Consider the following 17,738-nt stretch of genomic DNA (forward strand, 5'->3'; position numbering starts at 1 on the left):
GGCCGATCCTAGAGCATCGGCGGCGGGCGCGCCAAGCGAAGTCTGGACCAATCAATACCGGAGTCCAGTTCAACTAATTTCGCAGTTCGTCAACCATGCGGCACAGAATAGGCTTTGTAAAAGCTGGCGAATTGTGTCTTCATTGCGGCGTCGGGCGGGGAGCTTGAAATCGCGAATCGAGAGGGACGCGATGCGGCACCTGAAGAACAAGCCTGCGGACAGTTGTTCGCAGGCTGCGGAGGGAACAGTTGCTTTGCCGCCGCGAAAACGGCGTCAGCCGCATCCATGCTTAATTAGCATTCTCTCAACTATGGCGCTGACGTTGCTGCCCAATTCTATGGCCTTTGCCGCCTGCGCGCTGGTTCCACCGGCCGGAAATACCGCCTACATCTGCGACAGCGGCGATTCCGGCGGCAGCCTCACCGACACCAGCGGTGACAACACGCTGACCTTCCCCACCGCCGGCACCGGGCAGATCATCGGCAGCGTCACCTTCGGCACCGGCATCGACCGCATCGACATGCAGTCCGGCATCATTACCGGCGGCGTCGACCAGGACGGCGGCACGGATTTCTTCACCATCGGCGCCGGCACTGTCACCGGCAATGTCCAGCAAGGCGCCGGCATCGACGATTTCAATATGAGCGGCGGCCAGATCGGTTCGCTGAACCAGGGCGACGCACTCGACACCTTCTTCATGAGCGGCGGGCGCATTGTCGACTTCTTCGATGACGGCGACCGTGCGGTGATGACCGGAGGCCGCATCGGCCGCGTCAACATGAAGCTCGACGACAATTACTTCGACATGTCCGGCGGTACCATCGACCGCAACCTCGTCACCGGTTTCGGCAACGACACGATCATTCTCTCGGGCGGCACCATCGGCGGCAACATCAGCGTCAGCGGCGGTACCGACAGCGTAACGGTGACCGGTGGCACGGTCGGCGGCGACGTGCTGATGAGTTTCGGCACCGACAGTTTCGTCTGGGATGGTGGCGGCATCATCTATGGCATGGTCGATCTCGGCGGCGACAACGACACCGCCAGGCTCAGCAACCTCACCAACGCCAATCTCGGCGGCACCGATGCCATATCGGGCGGTCTCGGCACCGACACGCTCACCTTCGACAATGTCTCGCTGGACGGGATCTCCAGGGTCCAGAACTGGGAAACGATCAACGCCACCGACGACACCGAACTGACGCTGGACGGCAATCTGGTGCTAGGCGACAGCGGCACGGGCACCGGGACGCTCAATGTCGACCAGGCAAGCACGCTCTATGGCGGCGGCTTCAACGCGTCGATCCAGGCCTTCACGGCTGGCCAGCTGGCCAATGTCGTCAACGCCGGCCGTATTGATCTGACCAATGGCGGCACCGGCGTCACCGACCGGCTGACGATCAACGGCAACTATACCGGCCTCGGCGGCCTGCTGCTGATCCAGACCGAGCTGGGCGACGACTCTTCCGCGTCGGACAGGCTCGTCTTGTCGGGCGGCACAGCCTCCGGCTCGACCGGCATTGCGGTGGTCAATGTCGGCGGTGCGGGTGCCGAAACGAATGCCGATGGCATCATGGTCATCCAGGCAATCAATGGCGCGACAACGGCTGACGGCGCCTTCGCGCTCGATGCGCCGGTCGCGGCCGGCGCTTTCGAATATTACCTGTTCAAGGGCGGCGTCAGCGCCGGTAGCGAGGAGAACTGGTATCTGCGCTCATCGCTGATCACGCCGACATCACCGGCAGCCGCGCCGCCGGCACTCGAGCCAGCGCCACTGCCCGAGCCGGAACCGCCCGAGACCGAAGCGCCGCCACCCCCGTCCGACCTGCCGCCGGTGCCGGTGCCGACCGAAGGCGACATCAACGACCCGCCCGTCGATCCGACACCGCCGGTGCAGGCCAGCGACCCCGAGCCGGAACCGCCGCCGCCCCCGCCGCTGGCGCCGCCTGCCGACCCACCGCCGCCGCCACCACCGGTGCCGACCGATTCCCCTGCTCTGCCAACCCCGGCGCCGGGCGAGGAAATCCTGCTCTACCGCATCGAGGTGCCGGTCTATTCGGCCTTGCCTCCAGTGGCCGAGCACCTGGCAATGAGCATGCTCGGCACCTTCCATGAACGGCGCGGTGAACAGAGCCTGCTGTCGAACACCGAGATATCGCCGGTCTGGGGCCGCATTTTCGGCCAGGACACCGAAATGGCCTGGTCGGGAACGGTGTCCCCGTCGTTCGATGGCACGCTGTTCGGCTTGCAGGCCGGCTTCGATCTGTTCGGACGCGAGACCGCGTCAGGCAGCGTCGATCGCGCCGGCCTGTTCATCGGCTATGGCAGCATGAATGGCGATGTGCACGGCCAGGCGCTGGGTCAGGACGGCCTTTCCGTCGGCGGCATCGATCTTGGTGGCACCAGCGTCGGTGGCTACTGGACGCGCATCGGCCAAGGCGGCTGGTATCTCGACGGCGTACTCATGGCGACTTTCTTCAGCGGCTCGGCAACCTCGTCGCGCGACATCGGCATCGACATCGATGGGACCGGCATCACGGCTTCCCTGGAGGGCGGCTATCCCATAGCGCTGGCGCAAGGCTGGACATTGGAGCCGCAGGCGCAACTGGTCTGGCAGCATCTGTCGCTCGACGACGCCGCGGACCGTTTTTCGTCGGTCTCCTTCGATCTCGACGATCAAGTGAGCGGCAGGCTGGGGTTGCGGCTGCAGGGCGAGACGGTGCTGAACGGCATCGCGCTGCAGCCCTACCTCAAGGCCAATCTCTGGCACGACTTCGGCGGCACTGACGACGTCAATTTCGGCGCAACCGATATCTCGACGGAAGGCAAGTCGACGTCGCTGGAATTCGGCGGCGGCGTGGTCGCCAAGGTGACCGACAAGGTCAGCCTCTTCGCCACCGGCGACTACACCACCAATCTCGGCGGCGACAAACGGCGTGTGCTGGAAGGCAATCTCGGCTTCAGCGTCAAATGGTGAGGCCCGTAGGCCTCACCCGCATCGTCGAAGACCTCAATTCCCCGAACGCATCGCCACCGTGGCAATCCCCGCGCCGACCAGCAGCGTGCCGCCGGTGCGATTGAAGATGCGGATCGCCTTGGGGTTGCGCACGACATTGCGGGCACGTGCCGCGATCAGCGCGTAGCCGAAGGCATTGGCGAAGGCGAGCGCCAGGAAGGTCGTTTCAAAAATCAGCATCTGCGGCCAGAAATCGGCCTCGCGGTTGAGGAACTGCGGCAGGAAGGCGACGAAGAAGGTGATGCTTTTCGGGTTGAGCGCAGTGACCAGCCAGGCATGCGCCATCATCTTGGCCGCCGACACGGCGTCGGTGCGCGGTTCGGCTTTCAGCGCGCCGCCGGCGCGAAACAGTTTTATGCCGAGATAGATCAGATAGCAGGCACCGATCAGCTTCAGGATGGTGAACACAGTCGCCGATGCGGCCAGCAGGGCGCCGATGCCGAGCATCGACAATGTCATGGCGGTGAAGTCGCCCAGCGCCACGCCGACCGCCATTGGCAGAGCGGTACGCCAGCCCTGGCCCAGCGCATAGGACACGACCAGAAGAATGGTCGGGCCGGGAATGACGAGCAGAACGGTGGAGGCAGCGGCGAAGGCAGCCCAGTTTTCGAACGACATCTTTGTCTCCTTGAGCGCAAAGAAAAGGATAAATCCTCGGGTACGCGGGAATGTAAAGAGCCATCTCCAAAAATGCGCTGCGTGCCATTTCGCGCAGCGACGTTGGCATACAGGGTATAGGGTTAAGGCAAGCCTGAAGACCTTCACCCTTTTTCAACCATGTTTGGCGAAACTGCCTGCTATCCGGCCGGACCGTGTTTCCCGCCGACAGCGTAGGGTTTGGGTGCATGCGTGAGTTGCCGCAGAATCTGACGCCGCCGAATGGCGACGCAGTCGAAACCGAACATCTTTATTCCCGCCGCTTCGTCCTTTCGGGCGCCGGCGCCATGGCGCTGCTCGGCATGGCCGGCTGCAGCACCGCGACGCTCGAACTGCCGCAGCTGCAGCTGGACGACACGGTCACCGGCTCGGTGCGGCCGGTCCGCCCCGCAATCAGCGTCGACAAGAACATCACCGGCCCTGACGTCATGTATGCCGCGCTCACCGATGGCGATTTCGAAGTGCCGGCGGTGCCTTACCAGAAGGTCAAGCCGGAGTTCCGCCGCCAGATCGTCGTCAACGAGACCGGCGAGGCGCCAGGCACCATTGTCGTCCATCTGCAGGAGCGAAAGCTCTATCTCGTGCAGGAGGGCGGCGACGCCATCCGCTACGGCGTCGGCATCGGCAAGGACGGCTTCCGCTGGTCCGGCCGCGCCAACATCCAGTACGGCAAGGAATGGCCGACCTGGACGCCGCCGCCGGAAATGATCCAGCGCAAGCCGGAACTGGTGAAGTGGCAAAACGGCCAGCCCGGCGGCCTCACCAATCCGCTCGGCGCGCGTGCGCTTTACATCTACCAGGACGGCAAGGACACCGGCTATCGCATCCACGGTTCGCCCGAATGGGCGAGCATCGGCCAGGCGATGTCGTCGGGCTGCGTGCGCCTGATCAACCAGGACATCATCGACCTCTACAGCCGCGTTTCCAAGAAGAACCCGGTCGTCGTCGTCTGATCCTTCTGCGGCGGTTTGGCGCCACTCGAAACTCTCGTTGCGCGATGCGGCAAGCTAGGCCAAGGTGCCTGAAAACCATCGCGCCGGGAGACATCAAGCATGGCTGGAACGTTTGTCATCGCACAGGGCGGCGGCCCGACTGCCGTCATCAACCAGACGGTCGTCGGCGCCACGCTGGAAATCCGCAAGCGCCATCCCGGCGCCAAGGTGCTGGGCTCCATCCATGGCGTGCGCGGCATTCGTGACGGCAACTATGTCGACCTGTCGGCCATCCCCGAGGATCGGCTGCGGCTGATCGCCGGAACGCCGAGCGCCGCCCTCGGCTCGACGCGCGACAAGCCGGATGCCGCCTATTGCGACGTCATCCTCAATGGCCTGAAGAAGGCGGGCGCCGACGCCTTCATCTACATCGGTGGCAACGACACGTCGGGCACGCAGCAGATCCTGACCGACGCCGCCGGCGGCAGCATCGCATTCGTGCATGCGCCAAAAACCATCGACAACGATCTCGAGGAGAACGACCACACGCCGGGCTTCATCTCGGCGGCCGAGTTCGTTGCCGGCGCCTTCCTGTCCGTCGATCTCGATTTCCGCGCCCTGCCCGGCATCTATGTCGGCATCGTCATGGGCCGGCATGCCGGCTTCCTCACCGCCGCAGCCGCCGCCTGGCAGCTCGATCCCGACAGCGGCCCGCATCTCGTCTACGTGCCGGAGCGGCCATTCTCGGCCGCCGGCTTCATCGACGACGTGCGCGCCTCGCTCGACCGCCACAAGCGCTGCATCGTCGCCGTCTCCGAAGGCGTCAGCACCGCCGACGGCAAGGCGCTCGTCGAAAGCCTGGTGCCGCCGGACAAGTTGGAGCGCGACGCGCATGGCAACGTCAAGCTGTCGGGCAGCGACCTGCCGGCGGCGCTCGAACGGGCGCTCGCCGAAGGCCTGCCGGGCAAGCGTGCGCGGGTCGACGCATTGGGCTACATGCCGCGCGGCTATATCGGCGCGATCAGCGCTGTCGACGCGCAGGAGGCCTTCGATGCCGGCGCCTTCGCGGTTGCCGTTGCCGGGGAAGGCGGCGGCTCGGTGGCGCTGCAATATGACGGCAGCAAAACCGTGCTGAAGAAGGTGCCGCTGAAGAACGTCGCCGGCAAGACGCGCCATATGCCAGACGATTTCATGAAGCCCGACGTCAACCAGCTGTCGGAAGCCGGCATGGCCTATTTGAAGCGCCTGGTGCCGGAAAAATACAAGGTCGGGAAGCCCTTCGTCTGATGGGCGACCGTTTTGGCGGGGAACGGGTGATCGGCGACTGGTTTGGCAAGACCGTCATCGATGCCAGCACAACGATGCTGACCGAACCGTTCGTGCATGATTTCGTGCGCGCCAACATCTGGCATTTTAGGGGACTCGACGCCGACCTGCTCGTCGATACCGGCATGGGCATCTGTCCACTGGCACCTGAGATCGATACGCCGCAGGGCAAGCCGCTCATCGCTGTGGCCACCCACATCCATCTCGACCATGTCGGCTCGCTGCACGAGTTTCCGCTGCGCGCCGGGCCCCGGCACAGTGCCGAGCATTTCGAGACCATGAACGAGACAGTGACCTACGCCTACATGTTCACCAATCTCGACGGTGCGGTCTCGAAATTGCCGGGGCCAGGCTGGACTGCGGCCGATTACAAGATTCCGCCGGCGCCGTTGACGCGCACACTGGACGAAGGCGACATCGTCGACCTCGGCGACAGGCAATTCCGTGTCCTGCACCTGCCCGGACATTCTCCGGATTCGATCGCGCTGTTCGACGAGGCGGACGGCCTGTTCTTTGCCGGCGACGCCATCTACGATTCCATGCTGATCGACGATTTGCCGGATTCGTCCCGATCAGACTATCGCCGAACCATGCAAAGGCTGCTCGACCTGCCTGTTCGCCTCGGCCATGGCGGCCACGGGCCGAGCTTCGACGGCGATCGAATGCGCGAGATCGCTACCGCTTATCTCAGACGCACAGAAGGCCGTTGAAGGCTGGCTCCGCTGCCGTCTAACGAAAATGTGAGCGGAAATTAAATCTTCGTAAGGTGGCGCAAAAACCCTAAATCGGGCCGATCCGTACCCTAGATGCAGGGCTGTCGATCCGGCCGGCTGCCATGCCAGGCGAGACGGGCAACCGCGACCGCCGACACGCTGATGGCCGATTCTCTCCCGGAACGGCCACGGCGCCGGATCATCTCTCGCCCGGACAAACGACCATGTCAGACATACTTCGCAGACATCGCGTCGCGGCCTTGCTGGGCGCTGCGCTGATCGTCAGCCCCTTCATTGCGTCTTTCGCGCAAAGTGCTGGCTCCACAGTTGCCACGACCCAGACCCCTGTCGCCGGCATAACGGCCCCCAACGGCTCCTTCGCCCCAATCGTGGCCGTCGACAAGCCGGCGGTGGTGACCGTCACCACCGTCATGAAGGCACAGCCGCAAGACATGAGCGAGGAGCTCGGCGGCAATTCGCCCTTCGACGACTATTTCCGCCAGTTCTTCGGTGACCAGGGCATCCCGATGCCGAAGACGCCGCCACAGCAGGCGCAGCGCGCCGAGGCGCTGGGCTCCGGCTTCATTGTCGACGCCGACGGCACCATCGTCACCAACAACCACGTCATTGACGGCGCCACGTCGATCAAGGTCACCTTGGACGACGGCACCGAGCTTCCCGCCAAGCTGGTCGGCCACGACGCCAAGAACGACCTCGCGGTGCTCAAGATCAAGGCGGACAAGCCGCTGCCGACGGTCAAATGGGGCGATTCCGACAAGCTCATGCCGGGCGATCAGGTGCTCGCCATCGGCAATCCGTTCGGCATCGGCACCACGGTCACCGCAGGCATCGTTTCGGCGCGCGGCCGCGACCTCAACAGCGGTCCGTTCGACGATTTCATCCAGATCGACGCGCCGATCAACCACGGCAATTCCGGCGGCCCGCTGGTCGATGTCGCCGGCAATGTCGTCGGCATCAACACGGCGATCTATTCGCCCAATGGCGGCAGTGTCGGCGTCGGCTTCGCCATTCCGTCGGACCAGGCGCAAAAGGTCGTCGCCAAGCTGATGAAGGGCGGCAACATCCAGTACGGCTATCTCGGCGTGCAGATCCAGCCGGTGACGCCGGATGTGGCGGGTGCGGTCGGCCTCGATCATCCGGGCGGTGCGCTGGTTTCCGAGGTCACGGAAGGATCGCCGGCGGCAAAGGCCGGCATCAAGACCGGCGACGTCATCACCAGCTTTGCCGGCGAGCCGATCAAGGATCCCAAGGACCTGTCGCGCGCCGTCGCTGATGTCGCGCCCGGCGCGAAGGAAACGCTCGACGTCTGGCGCGGCGGCAAGACGGTGCAGATCTCCGCCGATGTTGGCCGCAACAGCGACGATGTGAAGTCGGCCTCGACCGAGGACGACAATCAAAAGCCTTCGGCCGGCCAGGCGCTTCGCGTTCCCTCGCTGGGCCTCGGCCTGACCGACCTTACGCCTGATATCCGCGAGGAGCTAAACTTGGCGTCCAACCAACGCGGCGCCGTGGTCGAGCGCGTCAATCCGGACAAGGCGGCCGCCAATGCCGGCCTGCAACCGGGCGATGTCATTGTCGCCGTCGACCAGTCTCCGGTGCGCAACGCAAGGCAGGCCAACCAGGCGATCGCCGAGGCGGGCAGGTCGGGCCGGAAGTCGGTGCTGCTTCTGGTCGACCGTGGCGACGCGCAGATCTTCGTCGCCGTGCCCTTCGCCGCCGGCTGAAGCACGATGCGGCAGGCCCCCCGAGGTGATCCTGGCGGGCCTGCCACGCCGCCCAAGATTCCTGTTGCCCGCTAGCACATCTTCGAGAACACTGCGGCAGGTCGGTAATGGCCTACTGCAAACGGATAGTCTGAGATGGTCACTCGCGGTTTTTCCTCCGGTCGAAAGCCTCCAACCGAGACCGACGCGCGCATCCCGCCCGGGCAATATCTCGAACAGGGTTTTCCGGTGCTGTCGGCCGGACCGACGCCGCGCGTGCGCACCGAGGACTGGTCGTTCACGCTCAAGCACGGGCCGCGCCCCATCAAGAAATGGAACTGGGCCGAGTTCAACGCGCTGCCCTTGACCAAGATGACGCGCGACATCCATTGCGTCACCGCCTGGACCAAGTTCGACACGGCCTGGCAAGGCGTTCTGGTCGACGACATTCTCGCCGATGCCGGCATCGAAGCGCCAACCAATTTCCTGCTGGCGCATGGATATGACGGCTACACCACCAACGTGCCGGCCAAGGATCTCACCACCGGCAAGGCGATGGTGGCGCTGCTTTATGAAGGCAAGCCGATCACACCCGACCATGGCGGTCCGGCGCGGCTTCTGGTGCCGCATCTCTATTTCTGGAAGTCGGCCAAATGGCTGAACGGGCTGCAATTTACAGAACGCGATGAGCCGGGTTTCTGGGAATTGCGCGGCTATCACATCTATGGCGATCCGTGGCGCGAGCAGCGCTATAGCGGCGATCCATGAGCGAAGCGCCGCAATCTCCCTGGCAGACGGCGAAAATCACCCGGATCGAAAAGCGCACTCCGCGCGTCACCAGTTTCTTCTTCGCGCTGTCGCGGCCTTTTGCATACCGCGCCGGACAGCATGTCGACGTCCGGCTGACGGCGCCTGATGGCTACCAGGCGCGCCGCTCCTATTCCATCGCCTCGGCACCGGAGAGCGGCGCCACGATCGAGCTGGCGATCGAAAAACTCGACGACGGCGAGGTTTCGCCATTTTTCCACGAGGTGGCGGCGGTCGGCGACGAGATCGAGCTGCGCGGACCGCTTGGCGGCCATTTTGTCTGGTCCGACAGCGATGGCGGGCCGCTGCTTCTGGTCGGCGGCGGCTCCGGCGTGGTGCCGCTGATGGCGATGGTGCGTCACCGGACCTTGCGCAAATCCGTGGCGCCGGTCGCGCTGATGTTTTCGGTGCGGATCTGGGACGAGGTGATCTTTCGCGACGAGCTGATCGGTCTCGACGATCGCCGTGACGGTTTCGACCTGGTGCTGACGCTGACTCGCGAGGCCGCACACCGCCCGTCCGACTATTCAAGGCGCATCGACACGGCAATGGTGATGCAGGCGCTCGCGCGGCTGCCGCTGCCGCCGGCGCTCGCTTTCGTCTGCGGCTCGAACGCCTTCGTCTCGGCGGCCGCCCAGGCGCTGATCGACGCCGGCATATCAGCGGACATCATCCGCACCGAGCGCTACGGTGTCTGAGCAGTTTCTGAGCAGTTACTGTTATCAGGCCGGTGAAAACCGTGCCGACATCAACTGGAACGGCAGCGCGCCATACGCGGCGACATCGGCCTCATTGTCCCAGGTTCGGAACTGGCGAGACGGCCGGGCTTCGAGCACCAGCGTCTGCCGAGCTTCCTCCAGGCTGACGCGGCCGCGAAAATGCAGTACTTTTTCGCCACCGGCGCGGCTGATCACCAGCGAGCGCAGGCGGGCGATATGGCTGCCGCCGACATTAATCTCCATCTCGATGCGGCGGCGGACTGGCGGAACGACGATCCTGACGGTCACGTCCAGCATCATGTCCCCGGCACTATCCGGGCGAGGAAGGGGCTGCGAAAGCGCGAACGGCGCCAGCGCCGGCTTTGCCTTGCGTGACATCGACCTGCCGCGCCAGACCACTTCGGGGGCCGTCTGCTGCAGGCGACCTTTCTTGCGTTTCAGGCGCAGCTGCTTGGCAACGCCCCGCGACAGCCAGACAAGGCCGCCGAAATCAGTGCGCGGCTTGGCTTGCAGAACCGACGACCAGCGCGACAGGCCGGCGCGATCAGCCAGCGCCACCGTCCGTGCGAATTCGGCCGGCGGCACCTCGATGCCGATTTCCAGACGAAGATAGGAGAGCGCCACCGCCGCAGCGACGGCGAGACGGCGCCTGGCGACGATGTTGGCGAACACCTCCCAGTCGACTTCGCCGCTCTGGATGGCAACCGCACAGTCGACCAGCCAGTCGCTGTGGGTGTGGGCATCGAGGCCACCATGCGCAATAGCGAGCGCCATGCGGTCGGCGGGCGAGGGCACAAGCAGGCTGACGCCGTTGAACTCGGCGGACTGCGCCCGTTGCCATATCGCCAAATCGTCTTCTGCGCTTTGTTGCGATCCGTCATAGGCCTGCTGATGCAAGTCGATGTCGCCGAAACTGCCCTTGAAGAAATTCATCGAACGCAAGGATGCCAGCCGGGTGCGCAGATATTGCGGGCTGACGCCGGTGGCGATCTGCCAGTCGCGGTCGCGCAGCACGTCGAATGCAGCAACCATATCTTGCGGGCGCACCAATATATCGATGTCGTGCGCCACCCGGCCGCGTTGCGCGGATGCGTTGACGGCGATGCGGCTGGCGCCCTTGATCAGCATGACCGCGCTGCCGGCATCGATCATGGCCTGCAGCGCCGGCTCGGCCTCGCGCATCGCCAGCCGCGACTTGGTCCACAGCATTTTTTGCAAGCCGACAAGGCGTGGATGCGCCGGGTGGCCGGCGAGCTTGCGGCCGAACCTGTCGGAAATCGCGGCCAGCAACCGGTGCTCGCGGAAGGCGACGTGGTCGATATCGTTCTCATCGAGCCAGCGCGCAGCATGGCGGCCGGCCGCCTCTTCATCGGGCAGCAGCGCTGCCTTCAAAAGCTGGTCGAGCCCGCCGGTCGGCCATGACCAGCCATAGTCGGGGAACCGGCGGCCGATGCTGCGAAGATCGCTGGCCATCATTCGGCGCCCGTCTTCTTTCCTGCTCGCCTTTGCATGGCCAGCCTTACAACTTCGAGATAGCCTCGATCACGCACTGGGTCGCGTCCGTAGGACATGCTGCCGGGCCGGATGCGGCGCAAGGCCAGGACCTCGTCGAGCATGGCCAGCACAAAGCCTGCCTCGCGCATTCGGGCAATCCAATCGATCATCTCGCCGCGGCCACCTTGCGGATCGATGATAGGGCCGACGGTGTCGGCCACCTCGTGGCGGATCATCATCGTCGTGCGTGACCAGCCGGGTCCAGCGGCGGCGTCCGGCATGTCCGGCCGGTCATTGCGGAAAGTGTCCATATGGGTAAAGACGCCTGCCGTCGCCGGAAACCGAGCAAAATGCGCCAGCTGCTTTTCAATCTTGGTCGGCAGCCACAGATCGTCGGCGTCGAGCGTCGCGACCAGCGGCGTCGACAGCGCGGTGATGCCCCTGGTGGTAGCGCTGCCGGGGCCTGCGTTTTCCTGGCGCAGCAGCGTGACCGGTATGTTTAGCGGAGCGATAACCGCTGCAATATCGTCGGTCGAGCCGTCATCGACGACGACAATGGCGTCGGGCTTGACCGTCTGTGCCGCAACCGAGCGCAGCGTCTCGGCGATGGTGCCGACCGCGTTGAAGGCCGGAATCACGACGCCGTAGCTGGCCATCACATGAACCGCCAATCCGCGAGTGGCCTGAGATCGAAGATGCCTTCGATCGGCCGCAGCGAGGGGTCGGCCTCGCGGCGCTTCATCGATTTGAAGACGGCGCGCATAAATTCACGAGACTGGACATCGGCTTCCCTGGTCATGTTACCGGGATGGCGCCGGTAGTAAAGCGCCACTGTATCAGGCATGACGTAGTTCGGTCCGCTTTCGAAGATGCGCAACAGGTAGTCGGTGTCCTCGGCCTGGTTGAAATCCGTATCGAAGCCGCCGATCCGTTCGACAAGTCGACGCGTGAAGACTCCTGCCGACAGATGAATGCCGCGAACCGTGATGCTATGGCTGTCGGCGGCTGGCTCCAGCGTCGCGTCGTCGAGATGATCGACCAGTGTCATGCACGAATAGGTCAGGTCAAGGCTGGGGTCGGTTTCGAAAAAGGCGAGATCGTTCCTGAAGCGGCCGGCCGGCGAAATGTCGTCCGAATCGAGGAAAGACACCAATTTCGTTTCCGGCAGAAGCAGGCCGAGACCGGTGTTGCGCGTGCGGGTCACGCCCATGTTGGACTGCCGGAACAGGCGGATGCACGAATTCTCGTCCATAATCGAGCGCACCACTTCTGCAGAGCCATCGGTCGAGCCGTCATCGATGACAATGATGTCGAGATCGGCGGCGTCGCGCTGCCTGAGCAGCGAGCGCAGCGCAGAGCCGACATAGCGTTCGCGGTTATACACCGGCATGATCACGCTCAGCTTCATGCACGCATCCCGGACTGTGACCTATTCATCCTATCACCAATCTGCCGTGCGCCGGATCTCGAAAAGCCCCTCGACCGGGCGCAGCGATGGATCGGCCTTTCGCCGGCGCATGGATTTCAGGATCACACGCAGATATTCGCGCACCGCGACGTCATTCTGCTTGGTCAGATTGCCGGGATGCCGCCTGTAGTAGACGGCAATGGTATCGAGCAGAACATGCCTTGGGCCGGTTTCGAAGATGCGCAACAGATAGTCGGTGTCTTCGCTTTGCGTGAAATCCTCGTCGAAAGTGCCAATTCGGTCGATGAGCGCTTTGCGGAATATGGCCGCGCTCAGGCTGATACCGCGCATGGTGACGCTGTCGGCGCCCGGCGCCGGCTGAAGCGCCTCGTCGTCCATGACAATGACTTTGGTCATCAGCGAGTAGGTTAGCTCGAGAGCCGGATCGAACTCGAACAGGGCAAGGTCGGCCTTGAACCGCCCGGCTGGCGAGATGTCGTCGGAGTCCAGGAACGACACGAACTCGGTCTGCGGCAGCAACTGCCTCAGGCCCGCATTGCGGGCCTTGGCTACACCCTGATTGGCCTGCTGGAAGAGCCGGATACACGGTGCTTCCCTCATCAGGGTACGGACGGCGTCAGCGGAGCCATCGGTTGAGCCGTCGTCGACGACGATAATGTCGAGATCGGCGGCCTCGTGTTGCCTGAGCAGCGAACGCAGGGCCGGAACGACATGGAGTTCGCGGTTGCAGACAGGCATGATGATGCTCAGTCTCATACACTGCTTCGCCCTATAAAATCGGCGATCCTGCCGGCGATCTCCCGCGGCTCAGCCCCCAGCGATAGCCGGTAGCATGGCAGATCGCGGGTGAGCTCGCTGAAAAAACGAAAGCCTGACTCTCGCTCGCCCGGCATCTGCACGATGCCGGAAGGCGCCAGGGCGATCATGGCATCCTTGCGCGATATGGGCATGATCGAACTTCTCTCTCCTCCGCTGATATGGGGCACCATCAACGCAACAATGTCCACACTTGCAGGGATCGGCCGGGGGGCAATCTCGTTAATGTGAAAGGCATGTTTGCCCTGCCAGTTCAGCGGTTGGTAGGATTTCAGCCGGTCTTTCAGCGTCAGCCGCCTAAACCCTTCCGGGTCCTGCTTGAGCGTGGCAAAGAGCGGCCGCGCCGTCACGCGATCGGTCCTGTCGATCAGCACATAGTCGTCTCCGACGCTGTCGAGGCCGTTGATGAGGCCGGCAACGACGGTTCCCGATTTGCCGGCCCCACCGGAGCCGGCCAGCAGCACGCCCTTGCCGCCAGTGCCCAGCGTGCCGGCATGGGTCAGCCGCATGCCGCGCGCCGCATATTCCCAATGCAGGAACGCGCGCAGCGGCGCCGCCTGCTCCCACGGCGGAAAGGCGTCGGCCGACACCATCAGCTGCGCCCCGACATGGCGTTGCGGATCGTAGAACTGCCAGAAATCCAGGTCATGATAGTAGCTGCCGCGCAGCCCAGCTTCGGCCAGCCTGTTGGCAAAGGCATGATGGTTGTACTCGCCACGGCCCCAGCTCGCCGGAGCGGCGACGCCACCGATACCCGGATGGACGACGAAAATGCCGCAGTCGCCAGATGCAGACGGATCATCCGGAGCCGGTATGAAGGCATGGCCCATGGCCTCCGCCAACGAGCCATGGTCGAGATGCACGCTCAGGTAAAGCCCTGGCAGCCGAACCTTGGCGGTGACCGGATAGTCCGTCGCAGCGCTTTCCGCGGCAGCCAGCACATGGCGAGCATAATCCGGCAGGGTTTGCAGCGTGATCGAGGGCATGGCCTGGCTATTTCGGCCTCCGGTGTGGCGAATGCTCCGGTTCACCTTGGAGAAACGTCTACGCCTGTTTGACCGCCGGCCAGCCGAGGGGTTCCTCGACCTCGTGGATCGGGTCGACGATGATGAGATCGGCAAGGTCGTCATGGACATCGACCTTGAGCGGCTCGCTGGTGGCGGCCAATTCAGCCTTGAGATCGTCTGGAAGCGGTTGCGCCGGCGTCTCGGCCGGAACGATGAGCCCGAAGTCGAGCAGTCGTGCGATGAAGCGTTCGAGGTCGGCCAGCGCTATGGTTGTACCGCCACCAGCCGTCGCCCTGGCCACTGCCTGGGCATCAACACCCGACGCCAGCGCCTGCCAGACCCGGCTGCCGGAATCGGAAAAGCCGAAATATTTGCCATTCGAAAGGTCGAGAACGACGGCCTCGCCATCGAAAGACTCGAAAACGATGTCTTTGCTTGCTATAGCGTAGACCCGTTGCTGCATCGCTCCATTCCCCTTTCAGACCCCTGGAAGAAATCGCGCCGGTTCGCGGTCTGCCAAGCTCCGCTGAAAAGGCCTCTAACCAGTTGGCCTTTCTTTGGCAAGACAAAGTCCGCGGGCATCGTGTCCGGGCGGGGCGGTCGGTTGCGGTGACGCAGGCCGGCTCAGGCCTCGATTTCGAGCGCCGACAGCGGTTTCGAGCAGCAGGCAAGGATGAAACCGTCATCGATCTCATGGTCGAGGATGCCGCCATTGTGGCTCATCTCGACATCGCCGGAGACCTTCTTCACCTTGCAGGTGCCGCACAGGCCGAACTCGCAGGCGGCTGGTATCCGCACGCCCGAGCTGCGCGCCGTCTGCAGCACGGTCTGGCCGGCGACGCAGTCGGCGTCGACCGCCGAAAGCGAGAAGCGGATCGGCGTGACGGCTTCGACAGGGACAGCAGTGCCGTCTTCAGCGGGTGAGGCAAACGGCGCCGGGACTTCCTCCACCGCGGGCGCGGCAAAGCTCTCCTGATGATACTTCGTCATGTCAAAGCCCGCGGCATCGAGCATGCCGCGCACGGCGCGCATGAATGGATCGGGGCCGCAGCAGAAGATTTCGCGCTCGCGGAAATCGGGCGCCAGCAAGGGCAGCCGGATCGCGTCGATGCGGCCCATATGGCCGTACCAGCCTTCACGGCTCGAGCGCTCCTCGATCATGAAGCCGAGCGACAGGCCGGGCATATGACCGCCGAGCAGTTCAAGTTCCTTGCGGAAGATGATCTCTTCCGCACGCCGCGCGCAATTGACGAAGCCGACATCTGTCCATGGCGCGCAGTCGTTCAGCCAGCGCAGCATCGACATCATCGGCGTCACGCCGGAGCCGGCCGAGATGAACAGATATTTGGCCGCGGGGTGGCTGTGCAACGAGAAGTCGCCGGCCGGTCCGTAGGCCTTGACGTGCGAGCCGGGCGTCAGATGGTCGAACATCCATCGCGTGCCTATGCTGCCGGCCTGCGCCTTCACGGTCACCGCGATCGAGAACGGCCGCGACGGCGACGACGACAGCGTGTAGGTGCGCATCAGCGGCCCGTCCGGTGTCGGCAGCTCCAGCGTCACGAACTGGCCCGGCTTGTAGCGGAACCAGGTCTGGTTGTCGGAGCGGAAGGTGAAGGTCTTGACGTCAGGCGCCTCGTCGCTGACGCCGATCACTTCCAGCACCTGCAGCCTGTCGTTCCACGGCGCCATCTGGTCGAGATGGCGATAGAGCCCAAGATCCGTCATCGCATTCATCCCTCTGTCCTTTTTGCTCTGCTCATGTCGTGATCCCAAAACCGCGATACACTTTTGGGCGACATGAGCTCACGCGACGCTGCGCAGCGCCGGCCGGCCGCCTTCGGCGAGGCGCGGACCGATGAAGGCTGCATACCATTCGACGAACTGGATCACGCCGCCCTCATGCAGCTCCGAATAGGGGCCAGGCTCATAGGCCGGCGACAGGATGCCGAAGGCGTTTTCCTCAACGATGCGGCGGTCCTGGTCGTTGGTTTCGGTCCAGACATGGGTGAGCTCTTCAAGATTGTAGTCGACGCCCTCGACCGCATCCTTGTGCACCAGCCACTTGGTCGTCACTGCGGTTTCGGTGGCGCTGATCGGCAGCACCCGGAAGGTCACTGCATGGTCGATCAGGATGTGATTCCAGGTCGTCGGATAGTGGTAGTGCATCAAGGTGCCGATGCGGTCGGCGGCAACAGTGTCTGAGAGGTTCTTCGTCACCGCGCGCTTTCCCGTCATCGTGTAGCTGACGGCATCGCGCAGCAGCGGCGCGCGGGTGGCGCGGTATTGTCCGGCCGGATCGATGCGGAATTTGCTCGGCAGGCCCGCCGCTTCGCATTTCGCCCAATGCGCCAGCATCTCCGGATCGCTGTCGGCGCCCTGCACGCCGGTTACCGTCGGCGCTTCCGGGAAGGTCTTGCAGAGTTCCGGATGGTTGCCGGCGCAGTGGTAGCACTCGCGGTTGTTTTCCCAGACCAGCTTCCAGTTGCCCTTCTCGACGATGGTCGATTCGAAAGCGATCTTGGCTTCGCTCAGCCGGTGCGGCTTGAGGTAGGGCTCGATCATGGCCCGCATCGGCGCGAAGTCTGCGGGTTCTTTCGCCAGGCAGATGAAGACGTACCCGGCCACGCTTTCGCAGGCGACCGGCTTCAGGCCGAACTGGCTCTTGTCGAAACCCTCGGCCATCTGGCGGGCGAAGAGCAGGCGGCCATCGAGCTCGTAGGTCCACTGGTGATAGGGGCAGACGAGCTTTGCCGCCGTGCCTTTGTCGGTGTTGCAGACGCGACTGCCGCGATGGCGGCAGGAATTGTGAAAGGCGTTGATGTTGCCCTTCTGGTCGCGGACGAGCACCACCGGATAGTCGCCGATCTGCACAGTGATATAACTGCCGGGCTTCGGCAGTTCGCAATCATGGCCGACGAACAGCCAGTCGCGATACCAGATCAGCTCCATGTCGAGCTTGAAATAGTCCGGGTCGGTGTAGAAGGGTTGCTCGAGCGAAAAGCCTTGCTTGCGGCCGTTCAAGAGCCTCAGCATATCGTTGCGCGCATCCATAGTTCTGTCCTCGTGGTTTAAGGACTGAACTTGGTGGTGATGGAGGA

General features: G+C 63.8%; 16 protein-coding genes. 7 read left to right on the forward strand and 9 right to left on the reverse strand.

Going from position 1 to position 17,738, the window contains the following annotated elements; all coding sequences use genetic code 11:
* Positions 1-310 precede the first annotated feature (310 nt).
* Positions 311-2,977 carry an autotransporter family protein gene (locus tag AC04SH_RS10065; RefSeq protein WP_488574892.1) on the forward strand — a complete coding sequence of 889 codons (2,667 nt, stop codon included), beginning with the start codon at positions 311-313 and terminating at the stop codon, positions 2,975-2,977.
* 33 nt (positions 2,978-3,010) lie between these two features.
* Here AC04SH_RS10065 and AC04SH_RS10070 read toward each other — a convergent pair whose 3' ends face one another.
* Positions 3,011-3,634 carry a LysE family translocator gene (locus AC04SH_RS10070; protein ID WP_477233428.1) on the reverse strand — a complete coding sequence of 208 codons (624 nt, stop codon included), beginning with the start codon at positions 3,632-3,634 and terminating at the stop codon, positions 3,011-3,013.
* A gap of 227 nt (positions 3,635-3,861) precedes the next feature.
* Between AC04SH_RS10070 and AC04SH_RS10075 the strand changes: the two genes are divergently transcribed.
* From AC04SH_RS10075 to AC04SH_RS10100, 6 genes are all read left to right on the forward strand, one after another.
* Positions 3,862-4,626 carry a L,D-transpeptidase gene (locus AC04SH_RS10075; RefSeq protein WP_477233427.1) on the forward strand — a complete coding sequence of 255 codons (765 nt, stop codon included), beginning with the start codon at positions 3,862-3,864 and terminating at the stop codon, positions 4,624-4,626.
* 99 nt (positions 4,627-4,725) lie between these two features.
* Complete coding sequence (locus AC04SH_RS10080; RefSeq protein WP_477233426.1) at positions 4,726-5,892, forward strand: diphosphate--fructose-6-phosphate 1-phosphotransferase; 1,167 nt, start codon at positions 4,726-4,728, stop codon at positions 5,890-5,892.
* Positions 5,892-6,641 carry an MBL fold metallo-hydrolase gene (locus AC04SH_RS10085; protein ID WP_477233425.1) on the forward strand — a complete coding sequence of 250 codons (750 nt, stop codon included), beginning with the start codon at positions 5,892-5,894 and terminating at the stop codon, positions 6,639-6,641. Before AC04SH_RS10080 ends, AC04SH_RS10085 begins: the two co-directional genes overlap by 1 nt.
* A gap of 227 nt (positions 6,642-6,868) precedes the next feature.
* On the forward strand, positions 6,869-8,389 hold the full coding sequence (locus AC04SH_RS10090; protein ID WP_488574893.1) for a DegQ family serine endoprotease: 1,521 nt from the start codon (positions 6,869-6,871) through the stop codon (positions 8,387-8,389).
* 135 nt (positions 8,390-8,524) lie between these two features.
* Positions 8,525-9,136 carry a molybdopterin-dependent oxidoreductase gene (locus tag AC04SH_RS10095; RefSeq protein WP_477233424.1) on the forward strand — a complete coding sequence of 204 codons (612 nt, stop codon included), beginning with the start codon at positions 8,525-8,527 and terminating at the stop codon, positions 9,134-9,136.
* Positions 9,133-9,873 (forward strand): FAD-binding oxidoreductase, encoded by a 741-nt coding sequence (locus AC04SH_RS10100; protein ID WP_477233423.1) that lies wholly within the window; start codon positions 9,133-9,135, stop codon positions 9,871-9,873. The genes AC04SH_RS10095 and AC04SH_RS10100 overlap by 4 nt, the downstream gene beginning before the upstream one ends.
* A 24-nt stretch (positions 9,874-9,897) precedes the next feature.
* Here AC04SH_RS10100 and AC04SH_RS10105 read toward each other — a convergent pair whose 3' ends face one another.
* From AC04SH_RS10105 to AC04SH_RS10140, 8 genes are all read right to left on the reverse strand, one after another.
* A complete protein-coding gene (locus AC04SH_RS10105; RefSeq protein WP_477233422.1) occupies positions 9,898-11,367 on the reverse strand; it encodes a nucleotidyltransferase family protein in 1,470 nt (489 codons plus the stop codon).
* Positions 11,367-12,044 carry a glycosyltransferase family 2 protein gene (locus tag AC04SH_RS10110; RefSeq protein ID WP_477233421.1) on the reverse strand — a complete coding sequence of 226 codons (678 nt, stop codon included), beginning with the start codon at positions 12,042-12,044 and terminating at the stop codon, positions 11,367-11,369. The genes AC04SH_RS10105 and AC04SH_RS10110 overlap by 1 nt, the downstream gene beginning before the upstream one ends.
* Positions 12,044-12,796 (reverse strand): glycosyltransferase family 2 protein, encoded by a 753-nt coding sequence (locus AC04SH_RS10115; protein ID WP_477233420.1) that lies wholly within the window; start codon positions 12,794-12,796, stop codon positions 12,044-12,046. Before AC04SH_RS10115 ends, AC04SH_RS10110 begins: the two co-directional genes overlap by 1 nt.
* 33 nt (positions 12,797-12,829) lie before the next feature.
* On the reverse strand, positions 12,830-13,573 hold the full coding sequence (locus AC04SH_RS10120) for a glycosyltransferase family 2 protein (protein ID WP_488574894.1): 744 nt from the start codon (positions 13,571-13,573) through the stop codon (positions 12,830-12,832).
* Positions 13,570-14,619: a serine kinase gene (locus AC04SH_RS10125; protein WP_477233418.1), complete on the reverse strand. Its 1,050-nt coding sequence runs from the start codon at positions 14,617-14,619 to the stop codon at positions 13,570-13,572. Before AC04SH_RS10125 ends, AC04SH_RS10120 begins: the two co-directional genes overlap by 4 nt.
* 58 nt (positions 14,620-14,677) lie before the next feature.
* Positions 14,678-15,103, reverse strand: coding sequence for a PqqD family protein (locus AC04SH_RS10130; RefSeq protein WP_477233417.1), 426 nt, complete (start codon positions 15,101-15,103; stop codon positions 14,678-14,680).
* Between the two features lie 161 nt (positions 15,104-15,264).
* Positions 15,265-16,365 carry an FAD-binding oxidoreductase gene (locus AC04SH_RS10135; RefSeq protein ID WP_477233734.1) on the reverse strand — a complete coding sequence of 367 codons (1,101 nt, stop codon included), beginning with the start codon at positions 16,363-16,365 and terminating at the stop codon, positions 15,265-15,267.
* Between the two features lie 78 nt (positions 16,366-16,443).
* Positions 16,444-17,691, reverse strand: coding sequence for an aromatic ring-hydroxylating oxygenase subunit alpha (locus AC04SH_RS10140; RefSeq protein ID WP_477233416.1), 1,248 nt, complete (start codon positions 17,689-17,691; stop codon positions 16,444-16,446).
* Positions 17,692-17,738: the final 47 nt, after the last annotated feature.

The sequence above is a fragment of the Mesorhizobium sp. CNPSo 4688 genome (assembly GCF_057784295.1).

What these genes read in the sequence shown, in the direction of transcription:
- AC04SH_RS10120 (WP_488574894.1), bottom strand. Translation starts at nt 13,573, where the DNA reads ATGAGACTGAGCATCATCATGCCTGTCTGCAACCGCGAACTCCATGTC.
- AC04SH_RS10090 (WP_488574893.1), top strand. Translation starts at nt 6,869, where the DNA reads ATGTCAGACATACTTCGCAGACATCGCGTCGCGGCCTTGCTGGGCGCT.
- AC04SH_RS10100 (WP_477233423.1), top strand. Translation starts at nt 9,133, where the DNA reads ATGAGCGAAGCGCCGCAATCTCCCTGGCAGACGGCGAAAATCACCCGG.
- AC04SH_RS10085 (WP_477233425.1), top strand. Translation starts at nt 5,892, where the DNA reads ATGGGCGACCGTTTTGGCGGGGAACGGGTGATCGGCGACTGGTTTGGC.
- AC04SH_RS10065 (WP_488574892.1), top strand. Translation starts at nt 311, where the DNA reads ATGGCGCTGACGTTGCTGCCCAATTCTATGGCCTTTGCCGCCTGCGCG.
- AC04SH_RS10115 (WP_477233420.1), bottom strand. Translation starts at nt 12,796, where the DNA reads ATGAAGCTGAGCGTGATCATGCCGGTGTATAACCGCGAACGCTATGTC.
- AC04SH_RS10105 (WP_477233422.1), bottom strand. Translation starts at nt 11,367, where the DNA reads ATGGCCAGCGATCTTCGCAGCATCGGCCGCCGGTTCCCCGACTATGGC.
- AC04SH_RS10110 (WP_477233421.1), bottom strand. Translation starts at nt 12,044, where the DNA reads ATGGCCAGCTACGGCGTCGTGATTCCGGCCTTCAACGCGGTCGGCACC.
- AC04SH_RS10135 (WP_477233734.1), bottom strand. Translation starts at nt 16,365, where the DNA reads ATGACGGATCTTGGGCTCTATCGCCATCTCGACCAGATGGCGCCGTGG.
- AC04SH_RS10125 (WP_477233418.1), bottom strand. Translation starts at nt 14,619, where the DNA reads ATGCCCTCGATCACGCTGCAAACCCTGCCGGATTATGCTCGCCATGTG.
- AC04SH_RS10095 (WP_477233424.1), top strand. Translation starts at nt 8,525, where the DNA reads ATGGTCACTCGCGGTTTTTCCTCCGGTCGAAAGCCTCCAACCGAGACC.
- AC04SH_RS10140 (WP_477233416.1), bottom strand. Translation starts at nt 17,691, where the DNA reads ATGGATGCGCGCAACGATATGCTGAGGCTCTTGAACGGCCGCAAGCAA.
- AC04SH_RS10130 (WP_477233417.1), bottom strand. Translation starts at nt 15,103, where the DNA reads ATGCAGCAACGGGTCTACGCTATAGCAAGCAAAGACATCGTTTTCGAG.
- AC04SH_RS10070 (WP_477233428.1), bottom strand. Translation starts at nt 3,634, where the DNA reads ATGTCGTTCGAAAACTGGGCTGCCTTCGCCGCTGCCTCCACCGTTCTG.
- AC04SH_RS10080 (WP_477233426.1), top strand. Translation starts at nt 4,726, where the DNA reads ATGGCTGGAACGTTTGTCATCGCACAGGGCGGCGGCCCGACTGCCGTC.
- AC04SH_RS10075 (WP_477233427.1), top strand. Translation starts at nt 3,862, where the DNA reads ATGCGTGAGTTGCCGCAGAATCTGACGCCGCCGAATGGCGACGCAGTC.